Origin of the sequence: Ruegeria sp. (assembly GCF_965199275.1) — a bacterium.
Lineage (GTDB): Bacteria > Pseudomonadota > Alphaproteobacteria > Rhodobacterales > Rhodobacteraceae > Ruegeria.
In genome coordinates this window covers 18,451-33,706 of sequence record NZ_CBDAQX010000014.1, presented here as the reverse complement: position 1 = coordinate 33,706, position 15,256 = coordinate 18,451, and the positions used below count along the sequence as shown (strand labels likewise).

General features: G+C 58.5%; 12 protein-coding genes. 4 read left to right on the top strand and 8 right to left on the bottom strand.

Translation table 11 applies throughout. The annotated features are described in order from the left end of the window. Positions 1 to 24 precede the first annotated feature (24 nt). Positions 25 to 768 (bottom strand): transcriptional regulator FnrL, encoded by a 744-nt coding sequence (fnrL, locus tag ACOERD_RS10050; protein WP_170375417.1) that lies wholly within the window; start codon positions 766 to 768, stop codon positions 25 to 27. A gap of 61 nt (positions 769 to 829) precedes the next feature. On the opposite strand from fnrL, the gene hemN reads away from it, so the two are divergent. After that, entirely contained in the window at positions 830 to 2,185 is a 1,356-nt protein-coding gene (gene hemN / locus ACOERD_RS10045; RefSeq protein ID WP_419738933.1) for an oxygen-independent coproporphyrinogen III oxidase, read from the top strand. A 214-nt stretch (positions 2,186 to 2,399) separates the two neighbouring features. Next, a complete protein-coding gene (locus ACOERD_RS10040) occupies positions 2,400 to 4,328 on the top strand; it encodes an elongation factor G (protein WP_419738932.1) in 1,929 nt (642 codons plus the stop codon). Positions 4,329 to 4,347: 19 nt separating this feature from the next. Here ACOERD_RS10040 and ACOERD_RS10035 read toward each other — a convergent pair whose 3' ends face one another. The 5 genes from ACOERD_RS10035 to ACOERD_RS10015 form a co-directional block, all read right to left on the bottom strand. After that, the gene (locus tag ACOERD_RS10035; RefSeq protein WP_419738931.1) at positions 4,348 to 5,925 is read right to left on the bottom strand and encodes an ABC transporter ATP-binding protein; all 1,578 of its coding nucleotides are present in this window, start codon (positions 5,923 to 5,925) and stop codon (positions 4,348 to 4,350) included. Next, positions 5,922 to 7,028, bottom strand: a complete 1,107-nt coding sequence (locus tag ACOERD_RS10030) for an ABC transporter permease (protein WP_419738930.1) — start codon at positions 7,026 to 7,028, stop codon at positions 5,922 to 5,924. The genes ACOERD_RS10035 and ACOERD_RS10030 overlap by 4 nt, the downstream gene beginning before the upstream one ends. Next, entirely contained in the window at positions 7,029 to 8,123 is a 1,095-nt protein-coding gene (locus ACOERD_RS10025; protein WP_170460207.1) for a microcin C ABC transporter permease YejB, read from the bottom strand. It abuts the gene before it with no gap. Position 8,124: 1 nt separating this feature from the next. Next, positions 8,125 to 10,032, bottom strand: coding sequence for an extracellular solute-binding protein (locus ACOERD_RS10020; protein WP_419738929.1), 1,908 nt, complete (start codon positions 10,030 to 10,032; stop codon positions 8,125 to 8,127). 171 nt (positions 10,033 to 10,203) lie between these two features. After that, positions 10,204 to 10,719: a c-type cytochrome gene (locus ACOERD_RS10015; RefSeq protein WP_170471271.1), complete on the bottom strand. Its 516-nt coding sequence runs from the start codon at positions 10,717 to 10,719 to the stop codon at positions 10,204 to 10,206. A 120-nt stretch (positions 10,720 to 10,839) separates the two neighbouring features. Between ACOERD_RS10015 and ACOERD_RS10010 the strand changes: the two genes are divergently transcribed. Further along, complete coding sequence (locus ACOERD_RS10010; RefSeq protein WP_419738928.1) at positions 10,840 to 11,673, top strand: prephenate dehydratase; 834 nt, start codon at positions 10,840 to 10,842, stop codon at positions 11,671 to 11,673. A gap of 25 nt (positions 11,674 to 11,698) precedes the next feature. Here ACOERD_RS10010 and ACOERD_RS10005 read toward each other — a convergent pair whose 3' ends face one another. Both ACOERD_RS10005 and nudC read right to left on the bottom strand, forming a co-directional pair. Next, positions 11,699 to 12,166, bottom strand: a complete 468-nt coding sequence (locus tag ACOERD_RS10005) for an SRPBCC family protein (RefSeq protein ID WP_419738927.1) — start codon at positions 12,164 to 12,166, stop codon at positions 11,699 to 11,701. A 39-nt stretch (positions 12,167 to 12,205) separates the two neighbouring features. Beyond that, positions 12,206 to 13,189 carry an NAD(+) diphosphatase gene (gene nudC, locus ACOERD_RS10000; protein ID WP_419738926.1) on the bottom strand — a complete coding sequence of 328 codons (984 nt, stop codon included), beginning with the start codon at positions 13,187 to 13,189 and terminating at the stop codon, positions 12,206 to 12,208. Positions 13,190 to 13,374: 185 nt separating this feature from the next. Here nudC and ACOERD_RS09995 point away from each other — a divergent pair, with 185 nt between their 5' ends. Beyond that, positions 13,375 to 15,222, top strand: coding sequence for a bifunctional 2',3'-cyclic-nucleotide 2'-phosphodiesterase/3'-nucleotidase (locus ACOERD_RS09995; RefSeq protein WP_419738925.1), 1,848 nt, complete (start codon positions 13,375 to 13,377; stop codon positions 15,220 to 15,222). Positions 15,223 to 15,256: the final 34 nt, after the last annotated feature.

Here is a 15,256-nt window from a genome sequence, read left to right as displayed (position 1 = left end):
TGGTATGTGACTGGCGGGTGGCGTCTAAACGAGGAAACCTCCGTCCGAGTCGTCTCCGGCCTCTTCCATAAGGCGACCAAGATCGGGGATGGTCACGTGGCGCTTGCCTTCCAGCACGATAACCCCGTCCTTTTTCAGGGCCGATATCTGTCGGCTCACCGTTTCCAGCGTTAGACCCAAATAGTCCGCCATCGCCTCACGCGTCAGCGGCAGGTCAAACACGAGCGGGCCTGACAGCCCTTTCTGCGTGATCGACGCATCCCTGCGCGCGATGATCGAAAGCAGGCTGGCGATCTTCTCCCGCGCCGTCTTGCGGCCCAGAACAAGCATCCATTCCCGCGCGGCGTCCAGCTCATCCAATGTCATCTGCAAAAGACGATGCGCGATATGAGGGGTCTCACTCAACAACCCTTCGAACGGCTTCTTGCGAAAGCAGCACATCACCACATCCGTGGTGGCCTGAACGTCATATGGCGCAGAATCACGCCCCGGACGCCCAACGAAATCACTGGGCAGCAACAGACCCACCATCTGGGTCCGCCCGTCCTCCATCGTCTGGGTTAGGGACGCGATACCCGACACGACCGAGCCGACAAAGTTCATCTGATCGCCGGACCAGATGATCGTCTGACCCGCTTCGAAACTTCGATAATATTTAATCTCTTCAAGGGACTGCAGCTCGTCCGCATCGCACCGGGCGCAGACGGCCCGATGACGAATCGGGCATTCGTCACAGTTGGAATGATCAAACTTTATCTCTACTGACATTCGCTTTCCTACTTGATCTCTATCAAAGCAACCAAGACTTGGGTCCCTTAAAGGTATCTTCATGATAGATAAATCACAATTGGCAAGGCTTGGACTTTTTGACGCGAAGGTGCCTCGCTACACCAGCTACCCGACCGCCCCCCATTTCAGCAATGACGTGGGGGCTGATCTTTTTGGTGACTGGATCGCCCAGATCAAGCCGGGCAGCGCCATTTCGCTCTATGTCCATGTCCCCTTTTGTCGGCGCTTGTGCTGGTTCTGCGCCTGCCGTACGCAAGGCACGCAAACCGATAGCCCCGTGGTCGCCTATGTCGACGTACTGAAGGCCGAGTTGGACCAATTGGCCGCGCGCCTGCCCGATGGGGTGGTTCTATCCCGCCTGCATTGGGGCGGCGGCACCCCAACCCTGCTGAATGCGGACCTGATGCGCGATCTGGCGCGCTACATTCTGGATATCGTGCCGCTGGGACCGGATGCCGAATTCTCGGTCGAGATCGACCCGAATGAGATTGACGAAGCGCGTCTGGATATCCTCGCCGAAGTTGGCATGAACCGCGCCTCGATCGGGGTGCAGGATTTCGATGACGAGATCCAGAAAACCATCGGGCGCATCCAAAGCTACGATACGACGCGGGATGCGGTGGATATGATCCGCGCACGCGGGATCACCAGCCTGAATGCCGACATCCTGTTTGGCTTGCCGCATCAGACCAAGGCACGGATGACTGAAAGTGTGCAGAAGCTTCTGTCGCTCAGCCCGGATCGCGTCGCGCTTTATGGCTATGCCCATGTGCCGTGGATGGCGAAACGACAGCAACTGATCCCGTCCGAGGCGCTGCCAACGCCCGAGCAGCGTCTGGATCTTTTCGACACCGCCCGCCGCCTGTTCATGTGGGACAACTACGCCGAAATCGGAATCGACCACTTTGCGACGCAAGAAGACGGGCTGACCAAAGCATTGAAAGCGGGCCATCTGAAACGCAACTTCCAGGGCTATACGGACGATCAGGCCGAGGTTCTGATCGGCGTCGGCGCAAGCTCGATCTCGCGCTTTCCTCAGGGCTACGCACAGAACAACCCCGCGACCTCGGCCCATACCAAGGCAATTCGCGAGGGCCAGTTCTCGACCTCGCGTGGACATGCGTTCAAGGGACAGGACGTGCTGCGCGCCCGCTTGATCGAAGCTTTGATGTGCGATTTCCGGATCGACTCGGCCGAGGTCCTGCGCGGCTATGATGTATCCAGCGCAGAGCTGAACAAGATGTATGCCGAGGTGAACGCAAGATTTGACGGCCTTTTGCGTGTCACCGATGACGGGCTGTTTATCCCGCCCGAGGCACGTGCTCTGACCCGAATGATCGCTCGTAGCTTCGATGCCTATGACCTGAGCAAAGCCGGACATAGCTCTGCGATCTGACCTTGAGCAAGCGGCCCGGTTTTCGGCGGGCCCAAGCCGATCACGAACGGGGGGTTGACGCAAGGCTGGTGTTTTCTCCACACTCGGGGCGTGGGTCTTCGATCAGGTCCACAGCCCGAGGCAGGCAAATCCGCAGACAGACCATGCCAGCGCATTTGCGCAAGGCAGCCCCTTTCGTGCAGCCACTCTGCAACCTGAAAGAGGGACAGCACATATGCGCGTTTTCACCGTCCTAGGCCCCAGTCAATCGGGCAAATCCACTCTGGTCGAGGCCATCAGCCGCCTCGATGGGCGCCCGACAACATTCGACATCTCCGGAACCGTGCATTTGCACGGTTTTTCTTATTTGGACGAACCGTGGTGCGCGGTTGATGTGGATGGCGGCGGCGATGCGCTGGCCTATGTTGGACCCGCCATGGCGATCTCGGACGCTGCCGTGGTTGTCGTCCCGCCAGACCCAGATGCTGCCGTGCTATGCGCGCCATACCTGCGGCTGGTGGAAGAGGCAGGCATTCCCTGCTTCCTGTTCATCAACCGAATGGACAACCCCAATGGCCGTATCCGCGACATCATCGCAGCCTTGCAGACCTATTGCACCCATCACATCGCCTTGCGGCAGGTCCCGATCCGCGACGGCGAAACAATCATAGGCGCTGTTGATCTGATCTCGGAACGCGCGTGGAAGTACCAAGAAGGCCAGCCCTCGGCCTTGATCGAACTGCCTCAATCCGTCGAGGACCGTGAACAGGAAGCCCGCACTGAATTGTTGGAAACGCTGTCGGATTTCGACGACCATCTGCTGGAGCAGCTTATAGAGGACAAGCAGCCCCCCAGCGCCGAGATTTACGATCTGGCCGCTCAGGTTCTGCAAAATCATCAGCTGATTCCGGCCTGCCTGGGGGCTGCGCAACATGGCAATGGGCTCACACGCTTGATGAAAGCCCTGCGGCACGAAGCGCCCGAGTTCGATATCGCCGCTGGGCGGGATGAGGCCGCGGACAATGCGCGCGCGATTGCGGGCTTTGCCGATGTGAAGAAACATATCGGCAAGATCACCGTGCTGCGCGGGTTGGGCGATGGCGTCAAAGCGCATGAGGCTTTGGGAGGCGAAACGGTCGGCAATTTGACCAGCCTCGACGCCAAAACACAGATCGGCGCTTTGGAGGCCGGGCAAATCGGTCTTGCGGTCAAATCTGATCATCTCAACCCGGGATACATCTATGACAGCCGGTCGGCTACACCGCTTCCGGATTGGGCGTCTTCGCATCCGGTTGCGCACCGGCAGGTCGTCTCACCCGCGCATGAGCGCGACGACGTGCGCCTATCAAACGCTCTGAGCCGTTTGGTCGAGATCGACCCGGGGCTGCATATGGAGCAAGACGAGCTGAGCGGTCATTCCGTACTGGGTTCGCAGGGTCCGCAACATATGCGGCGCGTGACGGCCAAGCTATTGGAGGATTTCGGCATCGAGATCGAAACCGACCCCGTCGAGACCGCCTATCGCGAAACCATCCGTACGCCGGTCGAACATCGCCACCGTCATCGCAAGCAATCGGGCGGCGCCGGGCAATTCGCCGACGTTGTGATCTCGGTCGCGCCTCAACCCCGTGGCTCGGGCTTTCAATTCGAAGAGGTTGTGAAGGGCGGCGCGGTACCGAAGAACTACATCCCATCCGTTGAGCATGGGGCCAAAGACGCGTTAGTACAAGGCCCCGAAGGCTTCCCGGTCGTGGATGTCAAAATCACCCTCAGCGACGGCAAACACCACAATGTCGATAGTTCGGACTACGCGTTCCGGACGGCGGGCAAGAATGCGGTGCGCGAGGCGTTGCCGCAGGCCAAGCCCGTGGTGCTACAGCCGATTCTCACGGCCGAGATTCATCTGCCGTCAGATTTCGTCGGCGATCTGGTCCCTACGATCAGTTCTCTGCAAGGTCAGGTTTTGGGGTTCGAAGGCAATCCCAATGCCTCCGGTTGGGAAATCTTCAACGCCCAACTTCCTGCTGTAGCGCAGGATGAGCTTCACCGAACCCTCGCCAGTGCCACGCGGGGAACGGGTTGGGTCAAGCTGAGCTTCGATCACTATGAAGAGCTTCGCGGCCCTGTCCCCAAACCCGCCGATCGCGAAAAAGCAAGCGCCTGAGGGAAACGCGAGGCGGGCCTTAGCCCGCCGCCGCAATCAGTTCACGAGTGTAATCTGTTTGCGCATTTTCAAACAGATCCTCGGATGCGCCCATCTCGACCACGTCGCCGTTACGCATGACGATGACCTTATGGGACATAGCCCGCACAACTTTCAGGTCATGGCTGATGAACAGATACGCCAACCCGTATTTCCGTTGCAGATCGCGCAAAAGATCAACGATCTGAACCTGCACCGTCATGTCCAGCGCGCTTGTCGGCTCATCCAAAACCAGTAGTTTCGGACGCAGCACCATGGCCCGCGCAATTGCAATCCGCTGACGCTGCCCGCCCGAAAACTCATGCGGGTAGCGGTCCATTGAGGCCGGGTCCAAGCCCACCTCTGTCATCACTTCGGCCACTAGCTCGCGCGGGGCGCGATGGGGGTCGACATTGTGAATAGTGAGCCCCTCGGAGATGATCTGCTGGCATGTCATACGTGGGCTCAGGCTGCCGAACGGGTCCTGAAACACGATCTGCATGTCCTTGCGCAGGCGCCGCAACTCTCGCGTGGACCAACGGCGCACATCCTGATCGCGGAAGGTGATCCCACCCTCGGACGCGATCAACCGCATAATGGCCAGCGCCATCGTCGTCTTGCCCGAGCCACTTTCGCCGACAATCCCAAGGGTTTCCCCGGCCCGCACGCTGAACGTCGCATCGTTGACGGCCTTCACATAGCCGACCGTGCGTTTCAGAAAGCCGCGCTGGATCGGGAACCAGACCTTCAGGTGGTCGGTCCGGGCGACCTCTTCCGCGTCTGCGGCGACTGGGTCGGGGTGCCCCGAAGGCTCGGCCTCCAGCAGTTTGCGCGTGTAGGGGTGTTGTGGGTTGTTGAAAATCTCAGCCGTGATTCCGGTTTCGACAATCTCACCGTCTTTCATCACGCAGACCCGGTCGGCGATCCGACGCACGATGCCAAGGTCATGGGTGATGAACAGCATCCCCATGTTCTCAGATTTCTGCAGCTCGGCCAATAGTTCGAGAATTTGCGCTTGAATGGTCACATCCAAGGCGGTCGTTGGTTCATCCGCGATCAGAACATCCGGTTTGTTGGCCAGCGCCATAGCAATCATCACACGCTGCCGTTGCCCGCCCGAAAGCTGGTGCGGATAGCTGTCCAGACGATCCTCAGGGTCGCGAATGCCAACCTTGTTCAGCAACTCCACAATTCTGTCGCGCGCGGCATCCCCGGCCAGGCCCTGATGCAACACCAACGATTCCGCCATCTGCTTCTGGATCGTGTGCAGCGGGTTAAGCGAGGTCATCGGCTCCTGAAAGATGAAGCTGATATCATTGCCGCGCACCTCCATCAGCTTGTCCTCGGACGCCCCGATCATCTCGGCCCCGTCATATTTGACCGAGCCTTCGACCATGGCGCTATCGCCCAGCAGCGACACGGTCGACAATGCCGTCACCGACTTGCCCGAGCCAGACTCACCCACCAGGGCAACCGTCTCACCCCGATCCACGGTGAAGGAGACGCCTTTAACCGCAGCCGACACCTTTCCGTCCTGCCGGAATGAGACCTTGAGGTTGTTTACGTCCAAAAGGCTCATGAGAAGGTCTTTCTGGGATCAAATGCATCGCGGACGCCTTCAAAAATGAACACCAGCAGCGACAGCATGATGGCGAAGGTGAAAAAGGCGGTGAAGGCCAGCCACGGGGCCTGCAGGTTCTGTTTGGCTTGCAGAGTCAGCTCACCCAGAGACGGAGCCGAAGAGGGTAAACCGAAACCAAGGAAATCCAATGAAGCCAGCCCGCCAATCGTGCCGGTCACGATGAAGGGCATGAAGGTTAGCGTCGCAACCATCGCATTTGGCAGCATGTGACGGAACATGATCGTCATGTTGCCCACACCCAGCGCCCGCGCGGCGCGGACATATTCCAGATTGCGCGCCCGCAGGAACTCGGCCCTTACAACGCTGACCAATCCGGTCCAGCTGAACAGGATCATCAGGATCACCAGTAGCCAGAAACTTCGGCCCAGAATGGCGAACATAATGATGATGACATAGAGCGACGGAGTCGCGGACCATATCTCGATGACCCGCTGAAAAATGAGGTCGAGCCAGCCACCGAAAAAGCCTTGAATAGCTCCGGCGAAAATACCGATCAGGCTGGCCACGCCGGTCACCATCAGCGTAAACAGGATCGACAGGCGGAAGCCATAGATCACCCGCGCCAGCACGTCCCGTTTGGTATCATCTGTCCCCAGCAGGTTCTGGCCATTCGGCGGCAAGGGGGCCGCACCGGGGCGATCGACGCTGGTGTTGAAGGAATAGGGGATCAGGGGCCAGATGGCCCAGCCTCGCTCAAACCCTTCGGCCTGATAAGTCCCCGCCTCGATCTGCTCGATGATACCTTCGGGGTCGTCGAAACAGTCCTCAAGTCCGCCACTGTCGATCAGGCAGCGGACCTCGGGGTCGCGATAGATCGCCTCGGTCTGGAAATCGCCGCCAAATTCAGTTTCGGGATAGAAGTTAAAAATCGGCGTGTAGAATTGACCACGATATTGCACGAGGATCGGTTTATCGTTGGCAATGAACTCGGCGAATAGGGACAGGCCGAACAGCACCGAGAAGATGATCAGCGACCAGAAAGCCCGACCATTGCGTCGGAAATTGCGCCAACGCCGTTGGTTGAGAGGGGAAAGCGCCATTTACCCCTCCCTCTTCTCAAAATCGATGCGTGGGTCGACCAGCACGTACATCAGGTCGCTGATGATACCTACAACCAGCCCCATCAGACCAAAGATGAACAGAGTGCCAAAGATCACCGGGTAGTCCCGCGCCACGGCGGCCTCGAACCCGAGGCGACCCAGACCGTCCAAAGAGAAGATCGTCTCGATAATGATCGAGCCGCCGAAGAAGACACCAATGAACACCGCTGGGAAACCCGCAATCACGATCAGCATCGCGTTGCGGAAGACATGGCCATAGAGGACCTTGCGTTCCCCCAATCCCTTGGCGCGGGCCGTCATGACATATTGCTTTTTTATCTCATCCAGAAACGAGTTCTTGGTCAGCAGCGTCAGCGTCGCAAAGGCCGAGATCGTCAGGGCAATGATCGGCAGCGCGATGTGCCAGAAATAATCGGCGATCTTGCCCAAAAGGCTGAGGCTGTCCCAATTGTCCGAGGTCAGCCCTCGCAGCGGGAAGATCTGCCAGTAGGATCCACCCGCAAACAGCACCAGCAGCAGGATGGCAAACAGGAAGCCGGGGATCGCGTAGGCCACGATAATAGCGCCGCTCGTCACGGTATCGAACCGCGACCCGTCCTTGACTGCTTTGCGGATGCCTAGCGGAATTGAAACCAGATAGGCAATCAGCGTCGACCATAGACCCAGCGAGATCGACACGGGCATCTTTTCCAGCACCAAATCAATCACGCTGATCGACCGGAAATAGCTCTCGCCAAAATCGAGCGTCAGATAGTTGCCCATCATTCCAAGAAAACGCTCAAGCGGTGGCTTGTCGAAACCGAATTCCTTTTCCAATTCGGCAATGAACTCAGGAGGCAGGCCGCGCGCGCCCACATATTTGTCGTCGAAGACACCGCCTGCAGGCTCGGACCCGGCACCGGCGTCTCCGCCCCCAGCGAAGCCCGCAAAGACATCGCCCTGTCCTTCGATCTGAGCGATGATTTGTTCAACGGGTCCACCCGGAACAAACTGCACCAGCGTGAAGTTGACGACCATTATGCCCAGCAAGGTCGGAATGACCAAAAGCAGGCGTCTTAGAATATAGGCGCCCATTTTACCGCAGCGCGCCTTTTGCCTTCAAATCGGCTTCTTTCTCGGGGTTGATCCACCAAAGGTCCAAATGACCTAACGAATAGGGCGGCAGGTTCTCAGGGTATTCGTACATGTCGTAATAGGCTGTCCAGTAGTCCGCGATGTATCCCACGGGGATCACGAAAAACTCATACCTCAGGGCACGATCCAAAGCCATAAGTGCTGCGTCCTGATCAGCCTGATTGTCGGTTTCAAAAGACGCTTCAATAATCGCGTCGACCAACGGGCTTGCCAGGCCAGCGGGATTGAACAGGCTAAAGGCTGCCTCTTCGGACCCATACATCTGGCTCAATCCGCCGCCGGTCGACAGGAACGACCCATACCGCGTGGAATAGACCATATCGTAGTCGCGCTCTCGGCTACGCAATGTGTATTGTGCTGGTTCAACCTTTTCCGCAGTTGCATCTACACCCAGTGCCTGAAGATTCTGAACATAGGTTTCGATCATCGTCGCCGTCGATGTCGGCAAGTTCGAAGGGTATGGGATATTCACCTTCAGCGTCTGCCCTTCGGCATTTCGACGCACATTGCCTTCGCCCACGGGCCAACCCGCCTCGTCCAACATCTTTGACGCTTTGCGCAGGTTGCGACGGTCGTTTAGGCGCGCTGGGTTGGATTCATGAGCAACGACGACATTCTCGGATATGAAATCGGCTGGGACGACATCGCCAAGCGTTTCCAAGAAGGCCAGCTCTGGGCCCGCTGGGGTGCCCTGCGCTTCAAGCGGTGTGCCTTGCACAAAAGAGTTGCGAGGTGAATTCAATCCAAACAACAAGGATTCGTTTGCCCATTCGAAGTTGAATGCCAGAGCCAACGCTTTGCGGACGTTCTTATCTGCGAATTGGGGCTTGCCGAGATTGAACACAAAACCAGACGGCGTCGGCGGGCTGCCGTCCATGATTTCGTCGCGCACAACTGAGCCTTCTGTCAGCTTGGGGAAGTCATAGCTTGTCGCCCAGAGCTTGGGATCGCTCTCGATCCGCATCGTATATTCGCCCGCCTTGAAACCTTCGAACGCGGCAGTCTGGTCAGCGAAATACTCGACGCGAATAGAGTCAAAGTTGTTGCGGCCGACGTTGAACGGCAGGTCTTTGCCCCAATAGTCGTCGCGGCGCTTATAGACGATACGGCGGTTGATGTCGTAACTGTCCAGTTTGTATGGTCCCGACCCCACTGCCACTTCCAGACGAGGTTCATCCAGACGACGCGACTCGTCGGCTTCAAACCACGCTTTCGAGAAGACAGGCGTCGATCCTACGGTTTCGATCAAGCTACGGCGCGTGACTTCTGGGTTGAACGTGAACCTCACGGTGTGATCGTCTAGCGCCTCAGCCCCGGTGACCATACGCCCGACAGCCTGCGCGTAAGACGGCAGGCCCTGCTCGATAAACAAACGGTGGCTGTAAACAACGTCTTCAGCCGTTACCGGTGTTCCATCCCAGAACATGGCCTCAGGGCGCAAGTTGAAGATGACGTAGTTGCGCCCTTCGTCGTACTCGAGACTTTCCGCCAGCACTCCGTAATACTGACCGACGCTGTCATCCGCGCTTTCGAACAGGCGATCATATTGGATAGTGGTTAGCGCTCCGCTCCGACCCTTTCGTGAGTAAGGGTTCAACGAGTCAAAGGTTCCAGACGCTGCCAGTGACATCTCACCGCCCTTGGGAGCGTCGGGATTCACGTAATTCAGATGCGGATAGTCCGCCGGGTAGTCCAGATTTCCAAAATAGGAGTACCCGTGACTGGTTGTAACGTTTTCATCATTCGCTTGGGCGACCTCGGCTGATCCGAGCGTCACGGCGACCAACCCTAAGACCACCCCCCAATGCCGAATACTCATGTCGCGCGCAGCAGGCAGGAGGGGTTTCATAAGGCTCATCCTCTGGATTGTTGTCGTCATCTATGTTTGTTCCGCCAGCTAAATCGCCAGTCCTGGCTGATTCAAGTATAGAATGCGTGAACGCTTTGTGAAGATTTTCGACATAAAAAAAGCCGCTGCACAAGGCAGCGGCTTTGGGTTTTTTCACAAACGTGATGGCAATCAGTTGCCGATGGTTTGCAGATAGGCAATCAGGTCAGCGCGTTCTTGAGGCTTTTTCAGGCCAGCAAAGCTCATGGATGTACCCGAGATATATGCGTTGGGTCTTTCAACGAAGGCATCAAGCGCTTCGGGAGTCCAGTTGCCGCCATGCGCTTGCATCGCCGCCGAATAGCCGGTGAAGCCTTTGGCCGACGCAACGGGCCGGTCTACAATGCCGTACAGGTAGGGTCCGGTGCCGTTCGCACCGTCTTCCAACTTGTGGCAAGCAGTACATTTGCGGAAAACTCTGGCGCCCTTTTCAGGGTCTGCGGCGGCCAGCAAGTCTTCAAAGACCACCTCTTCGCCATCGGCGCTTTCACCCGAGCTTTCGGTCTCGATGATGTAGGCAGCCTGTGCATCCCCATGGCCCCCATGCGAATGGTACAGGATGTCACCACCCCATTTGGCAAGAAGCAGCACAAGGAACGTGCCGAACAGGCCCGCAGCGGCCTTGGTAACTGTCATCGTGTCGAACATTGATCGCTAGTCCATTTCAGCTGTCTGAAAAGGTGTCTAAGGCTTCCCCTTGCGAGAGGCAAGGTATAGACACCGCGACGAAACGCCCAATTTTGTAACTTGTTGCAGGGGACCGACCAAATGACCAAACGCATTGCCTTTCAAGGCGAACCCGGCGCCTATAGCCACGAGGCCTGCCGCAACGCGCGACCCGATATGGAGGCGCTGCCCTGCCGCACTTTCGAGGATGTTATCGAATCAGTTCGCTCCGGCGCGGCTGATCTGGCGATGCTGCCGGTCGAAAACACAACCTATGGGCGGGTGGCCGATATCCACCGGCTGTTGCCGCATAGTGGTCTGCAAATCATTGATGAGGCCTTCGTGCGCGTTCACATCAACCTGCTGGCCGTGCCCGGCGCGACGCTCGACGACATCACCGAGGCGCATTCCCATCTGGTGCTGCTGCCCCAATGCGCGGGCTTCCTGCGCCAGCACGGTATTCATGGGCGGGTCAGCCCCGACAACGCCCGCGCCGCGCGCGAGGTCTCAGAGGCGGGTGAAATCCATTCCGCCGCTCTGGCCAGCGAACTGGCCGGAGAGATCTACGGCCTGAACGTCCTCGCCCGTCATATCGAGGATCATGGCGACAACACCACGCGTTTTCTGGTCATGTCACCCAAGGCTGACCTGTCGCGTCGGGGCGAGCATGGCATGATCACCAGCTTTGTCTTTCAGGTCCGCAATATTCCAGCGGCGCTTTATAAAGCGATGGGTGGGTTTGCGACCAACGGAATCAACATGACCAAGCTGGAAAGCTACATGGTCGATGGCTCGTTCACCGCGACCCAGTTCTATGCCGATATCGTCGGGCATCCGGAAGACCGGAACGTGCAACTGGCGATGGACGAGCTTGAGCATTTCACCACCAATGTGGAAATACTTGGCGTCTACCCGGCGGCCCAGCCACGCGGCTAGGCCCGCGCTTCAGGTAAATGTGAGTTTAGGCGCCATGCCTGTGGCGCTGCTCCAGTTCTCGGGCGAATTCCGCAAGGCGCATTTGAAAGCGTTTGCGAAACCGCGCTTGGCCCAGCTTCATCGACTGCAGCAGCAACCGCGCCGGCAGGGACTTGGCGCTGAGTGACAGGTCCACACTCAAGCGGGTCCGACGCTGAGACAGGGCCATAAAGTCAACCACCGTAACCCCGGTCATGCCCTTGCCCGTCGCCTCGAATCGCATTTGCGAGGGGTGGTCGCAATCGGTCAGCAGTACGGACATCTGGCGGGGTTTGCCGCGCAGCTTGAACTCGGTTTCCCACGCCATGCCTGCAGCAGGTATAACCCCGCCAGTGGTGCGGCGCACGTCAACGCCACGGCGCATCGCCATGCGTTCGAACCGATCGAAATCGGCCACCATGTCAAAAACCGAGTGGATGGGAGCCTCGATATCTTCGCGCGCTGAAAACTGCATGTGGGCCTTTGCTGCTCGTTCTTTATTGCCAGTGTTTCTTTAGTCCAGCGTATCTGCAAGCCAGTTCTGCAGCAGGAAATGCGCAATCGCCCCCTTGCGAGCGGGCAGCAGGCGCGGATGTTCCCCCGCGAAGGCCTGCATCATCTCCGATTTGCTGACCCACATCGCCTCTTCAATCTCAACCGGGTCGATCTGGATGTCCCGAGACAGAGCCTCGCCAGCACAGCCGAACATCAGCGACGCGGGAAACGGCCAGGGCTGGCTGGACAGATAGGACACGGCGCCCACGGGAACGCCCGCCTCTTCCATCACCTCGCGCCGGACGGCGGATTCGAGTGTTTCGCCCGGCTCGACGAACCCTGCCAGCAGCGAGAACATCCCCTCCGGCCACCCCGGCGAGCGCCCCATAAGCACGCTGTCGCCATGGGTGATCAACATGATCACAACCGGATCGGTACGCGGGAAGTGCTGGCCGCCGCAAGTCGGGCAACTGCGCTGCCATCCTGCTTGCGATACGTCGCTTGGCGCACCGCAGCGAGCACAGAAGCGATGCGTCTCGTGCCAGCCGATAACCGCCTTGGCTGTCGCCGCAAGCTCGGCATCGCGGGCGGATAGGCGCGTCATGATCCGGCGCAGTTCGGCAAACACATGGCCCTCAGGCAGATCGGGATGTTGTTGCTCGGACGGGTCGATGAAATTGCCCAAGCTCGCCAGATCCAGCCCCTCGGCCTGCCATTCAGAGATATCTGCGGCAAACATCGCCACCCCGTCATCGGAGCAGCCAAGCAAGATCGGAGCCTCAACCACTCCACCTGGGCCATTCGCGACCAGAGTATGCGCCATGTTGATCAGACCCAACCGATCCAGAGCCTCGCCCTGCACCAGCACTTTTCCACGCCACAGCAACAGGCAGCGGGCGTTTGGATCTTGGGCCGCTTCGGTCAGCTTGTCCGCGTCTCCCCGCAGATGGGCCGCACGCTCAAGGCCTGAACTGCCGAATGTCACGTTTTCTGCGTTTTTCATTGGGGTCCCCTCGGGTTTTTGCGCCTAGGGCTGCCATGTCCGCGCAGGTGTTGCAATGTCAATTCACTACTGCGGCATATCGACAGGTGCCACCGAAACACCGCATGACCGCCTCGGATTTTTCACTTATTTGTCCTCTTGGTAAATTTTCTTAACTCTCATAGCGCAAAAGTAGACAACCGAACGTGACCGCAATCTCCCCGCGCATGAAAGACGCGCAGGACGCCGGCGTGCATATCCGCATTCTGGCAACCACCGATCTGCACATGACCCTGACCGGGTTCGACTATTATGCGGACAAAACGGACCCGATCGTCGGGCTGACGCGTACGGCGTCGGCGATCCGAGACGCCCGTCAACAGGCCGAAGGCGCCTTGACCCTTTTGTTGGACAATGGCGACGCGCTGCAAGGAACGCCGATTGGGGACTGGGCGGTGGAAAACGATGGCCCGCACCCGATGATGCAGGCCTTCAAGGCGCTGGAATATGACGCGATCGGCTTGGGCAATCATGATTTCGGGTTCGGGTTGGATGTACTTGAGCGCGTAATAACCCAAGCCCCTTGCCCGGTGATTTGCAGCAATCTGAACCATGTGAACGACCGGCAGCCTTGGCTGCGCAGTGTCGTTCTGACCCGGTCCATTACGCAGGAAGAAACGATCCGAATCGGCGTATTTTCAGTGCTTCCGCCTCAAACCACGATGTGGGAGGCGCATCACCTAAAAGACACGTTCATTGCCGAGGATATCCTGACCGCCGCCCGACGAACGGCTGAGGCGTTGCTCGCGCAAGGCTGTGATCTGGTCATCGCGCTGGCCCATTCGGGGTTGGAGCAATCGACGACTCAGCCGGGGCTTGAGAATGCGGTGATTCCCCTCGCCGAGATTGAGGGCATTGACGCGATTGTTGCCGGTCACACGCACCTGACACTGCCGGGCGCGGGGCATCTCGGGCTTGACGGCGTTGATGCCGAAAATGGTCTGGTCCACGGAACACCTGTGGTCATGGCCGGGTCTGCTGGGTCTTTTCTGGGTGTCATTGACCTGCACCTGACCAAGGCACCCAAGGGGCGTTGGCAGATCACCGCTCACCACTGCAACCTGGTCGCCATTGCCGATGAGGTTGAGGACAAGGGCCTGAGCGAGATGTTCAAGCCCGCTCATCTGGCCACACGCAAGATGATGGCCGAACCTGTCAGCCATACCGCGCAGAGCCTGCACAGCTACTTCAGCTTCTGCGCACCGGATCGCGGGCTTGCCCTGGTGGCGGCGGCGCAAGCGGCGGGTTTACGCCCGTTTCTGCACGGCACGGCCTTCGCTGGCGTGCCGCTTCTGTCTGCAGTGTCCCCCTACAAATTCGGCGGCCGCGCCGGGCCGAGGAACTATACGGACGTGCCTGTAGGTAAGATTTGCCTGCGTCACGTCGCTGACCTGCATGTCTTTCCCAACGAGTTGCGGGCCGTCGAAATCACTGGCGCGCAACTGCGGGATTGGCTTGAGATGTCGGCGGGTGTTTTCAACCAGATCCAGCCAGACGCCGAAGCCGAGCTAACCGATTCCCGCCGGGCGGGGCATAACTTTGACGTCGTGTTTGGCGTGACCTATCAGATCGACCTGTCCAGCCCGGCGCGGTTCGATAGCAACGGCGGCTCGACCGATCCAACCGCCCAGCGCGTCCGCGACCTGTGCTTTGGCGGGCAAATAGTCCACGACGACCAGAGCTTTGTGGTCGCCCTCAACAACTATCGCGCCAGCGGTGGTGGGCATTTCCCTTTCGTCGCAAAAGCCCGGGCCATTCCTCTGCCGTCCAGGGATATCAAAGAGATACTGCGGGACTACCTGTCAGATCGCCTGCCCGCGGACCCTCTGGATCAGGCGCCTTACCCATTCTCCTTAGCCCCGCTTTATGGTATTCGCACGATCCTAAGAACCGGCAGCGGGGCGTTGAAGTATTTGCCCGAGCTAAGCAGATACTCCCCCGAATTGCTGGGGCCTGATACCGAGGGCTTTGAAAGGATACGACTGACCTTGTGACGGGTTGTCATTTTCATATAGCTTCCCTATATCA

What these genes read in the sequence shown, in the direction of transcription:
- ACOERD_RS10010 (WP_419738928.1), top strand. Translation starts at nt 10,840, where the DNA reads ATGACCAAACGCATTGCCTTTCAAGGCGAACCCGGCGCCTATAGCCAC.
- ACOERD_RS10015 (WP_170471271.1), bottom strand. Translation starts at nt 10,719, where the DNA reads ATGTTCGACACGATGACAGTTACCAAGGCCGCTGCGGGCCTGTTCGGC.
- ACOERD_RS10040 (WP_419738932.1), top strand. Translation starts at nt 2,400, where the DNA reads ATGCGCGTTTTCACCGTCCTAGGCCCCAGTCAATCGGGCAAATCCACT.
- ACOERD_RS10030 (WP_419738930.1), bottom strand. Translation starts at nt 7,028, where the DNA reads ATGGCGCTTTCCCCTCTCAACCAACGGCGTTGGCGCAATTTCCGACGC.
- nudC (WP_419738926.1), bottom strand. Translation starts at nt 13,189, where the DNA reads ATGAAAAACGCAGAAAACGTGACATTCGGCAGTTCAGGCCTTGAGCGT.
- ACOERD_RS10005 (WP_419738927.1), bottom strand. Translation starts at nt 12,166, where the DNA reads ATGCAGTTTTCAGCGCGCGAAGATATCGAGGCTCCCATCCACTCGGTT.
- ACOERD_RS10035 (WP_419738931.1), bottom strand. Translation starts at nt 5,925, where the DNA reads ATGAGCCTTTTGGACGTAAACAACCTCAAGGTCTCATTCCGGCAGGAC.
- hemN (WP_419738933.1), top strand. Translation starts at nt 830, where the DNA reads ATGATAGATAAATCACAATTGGCAAGGCTTGGACTTTTTGACGCGAAG.
- ACOERD_RS10020 (WP_419738929.1), bottom strand. Translation starts at nt 10,032, where the DNA reads ATGAAACCCCTCCTGCCTGCTGCGCGCGACATGAGTATTCGGCATTGG.
- ACOERD_RS10025 (WP_170460207.1), bottom strand. Translation starts at nt 8,123, where the DNA reads ATGGGCGCCTATATTCTAAGACGCCTGCTTTTGGTCATTCCGACCTTG.
- fnrL (WP_170375417.1), bottom strand. Translation starts at nt 768, where the DNA reads ATGTCAGTAGAGATAAAGTTTGATCATTCCAACTGTGACGAATGCCCG.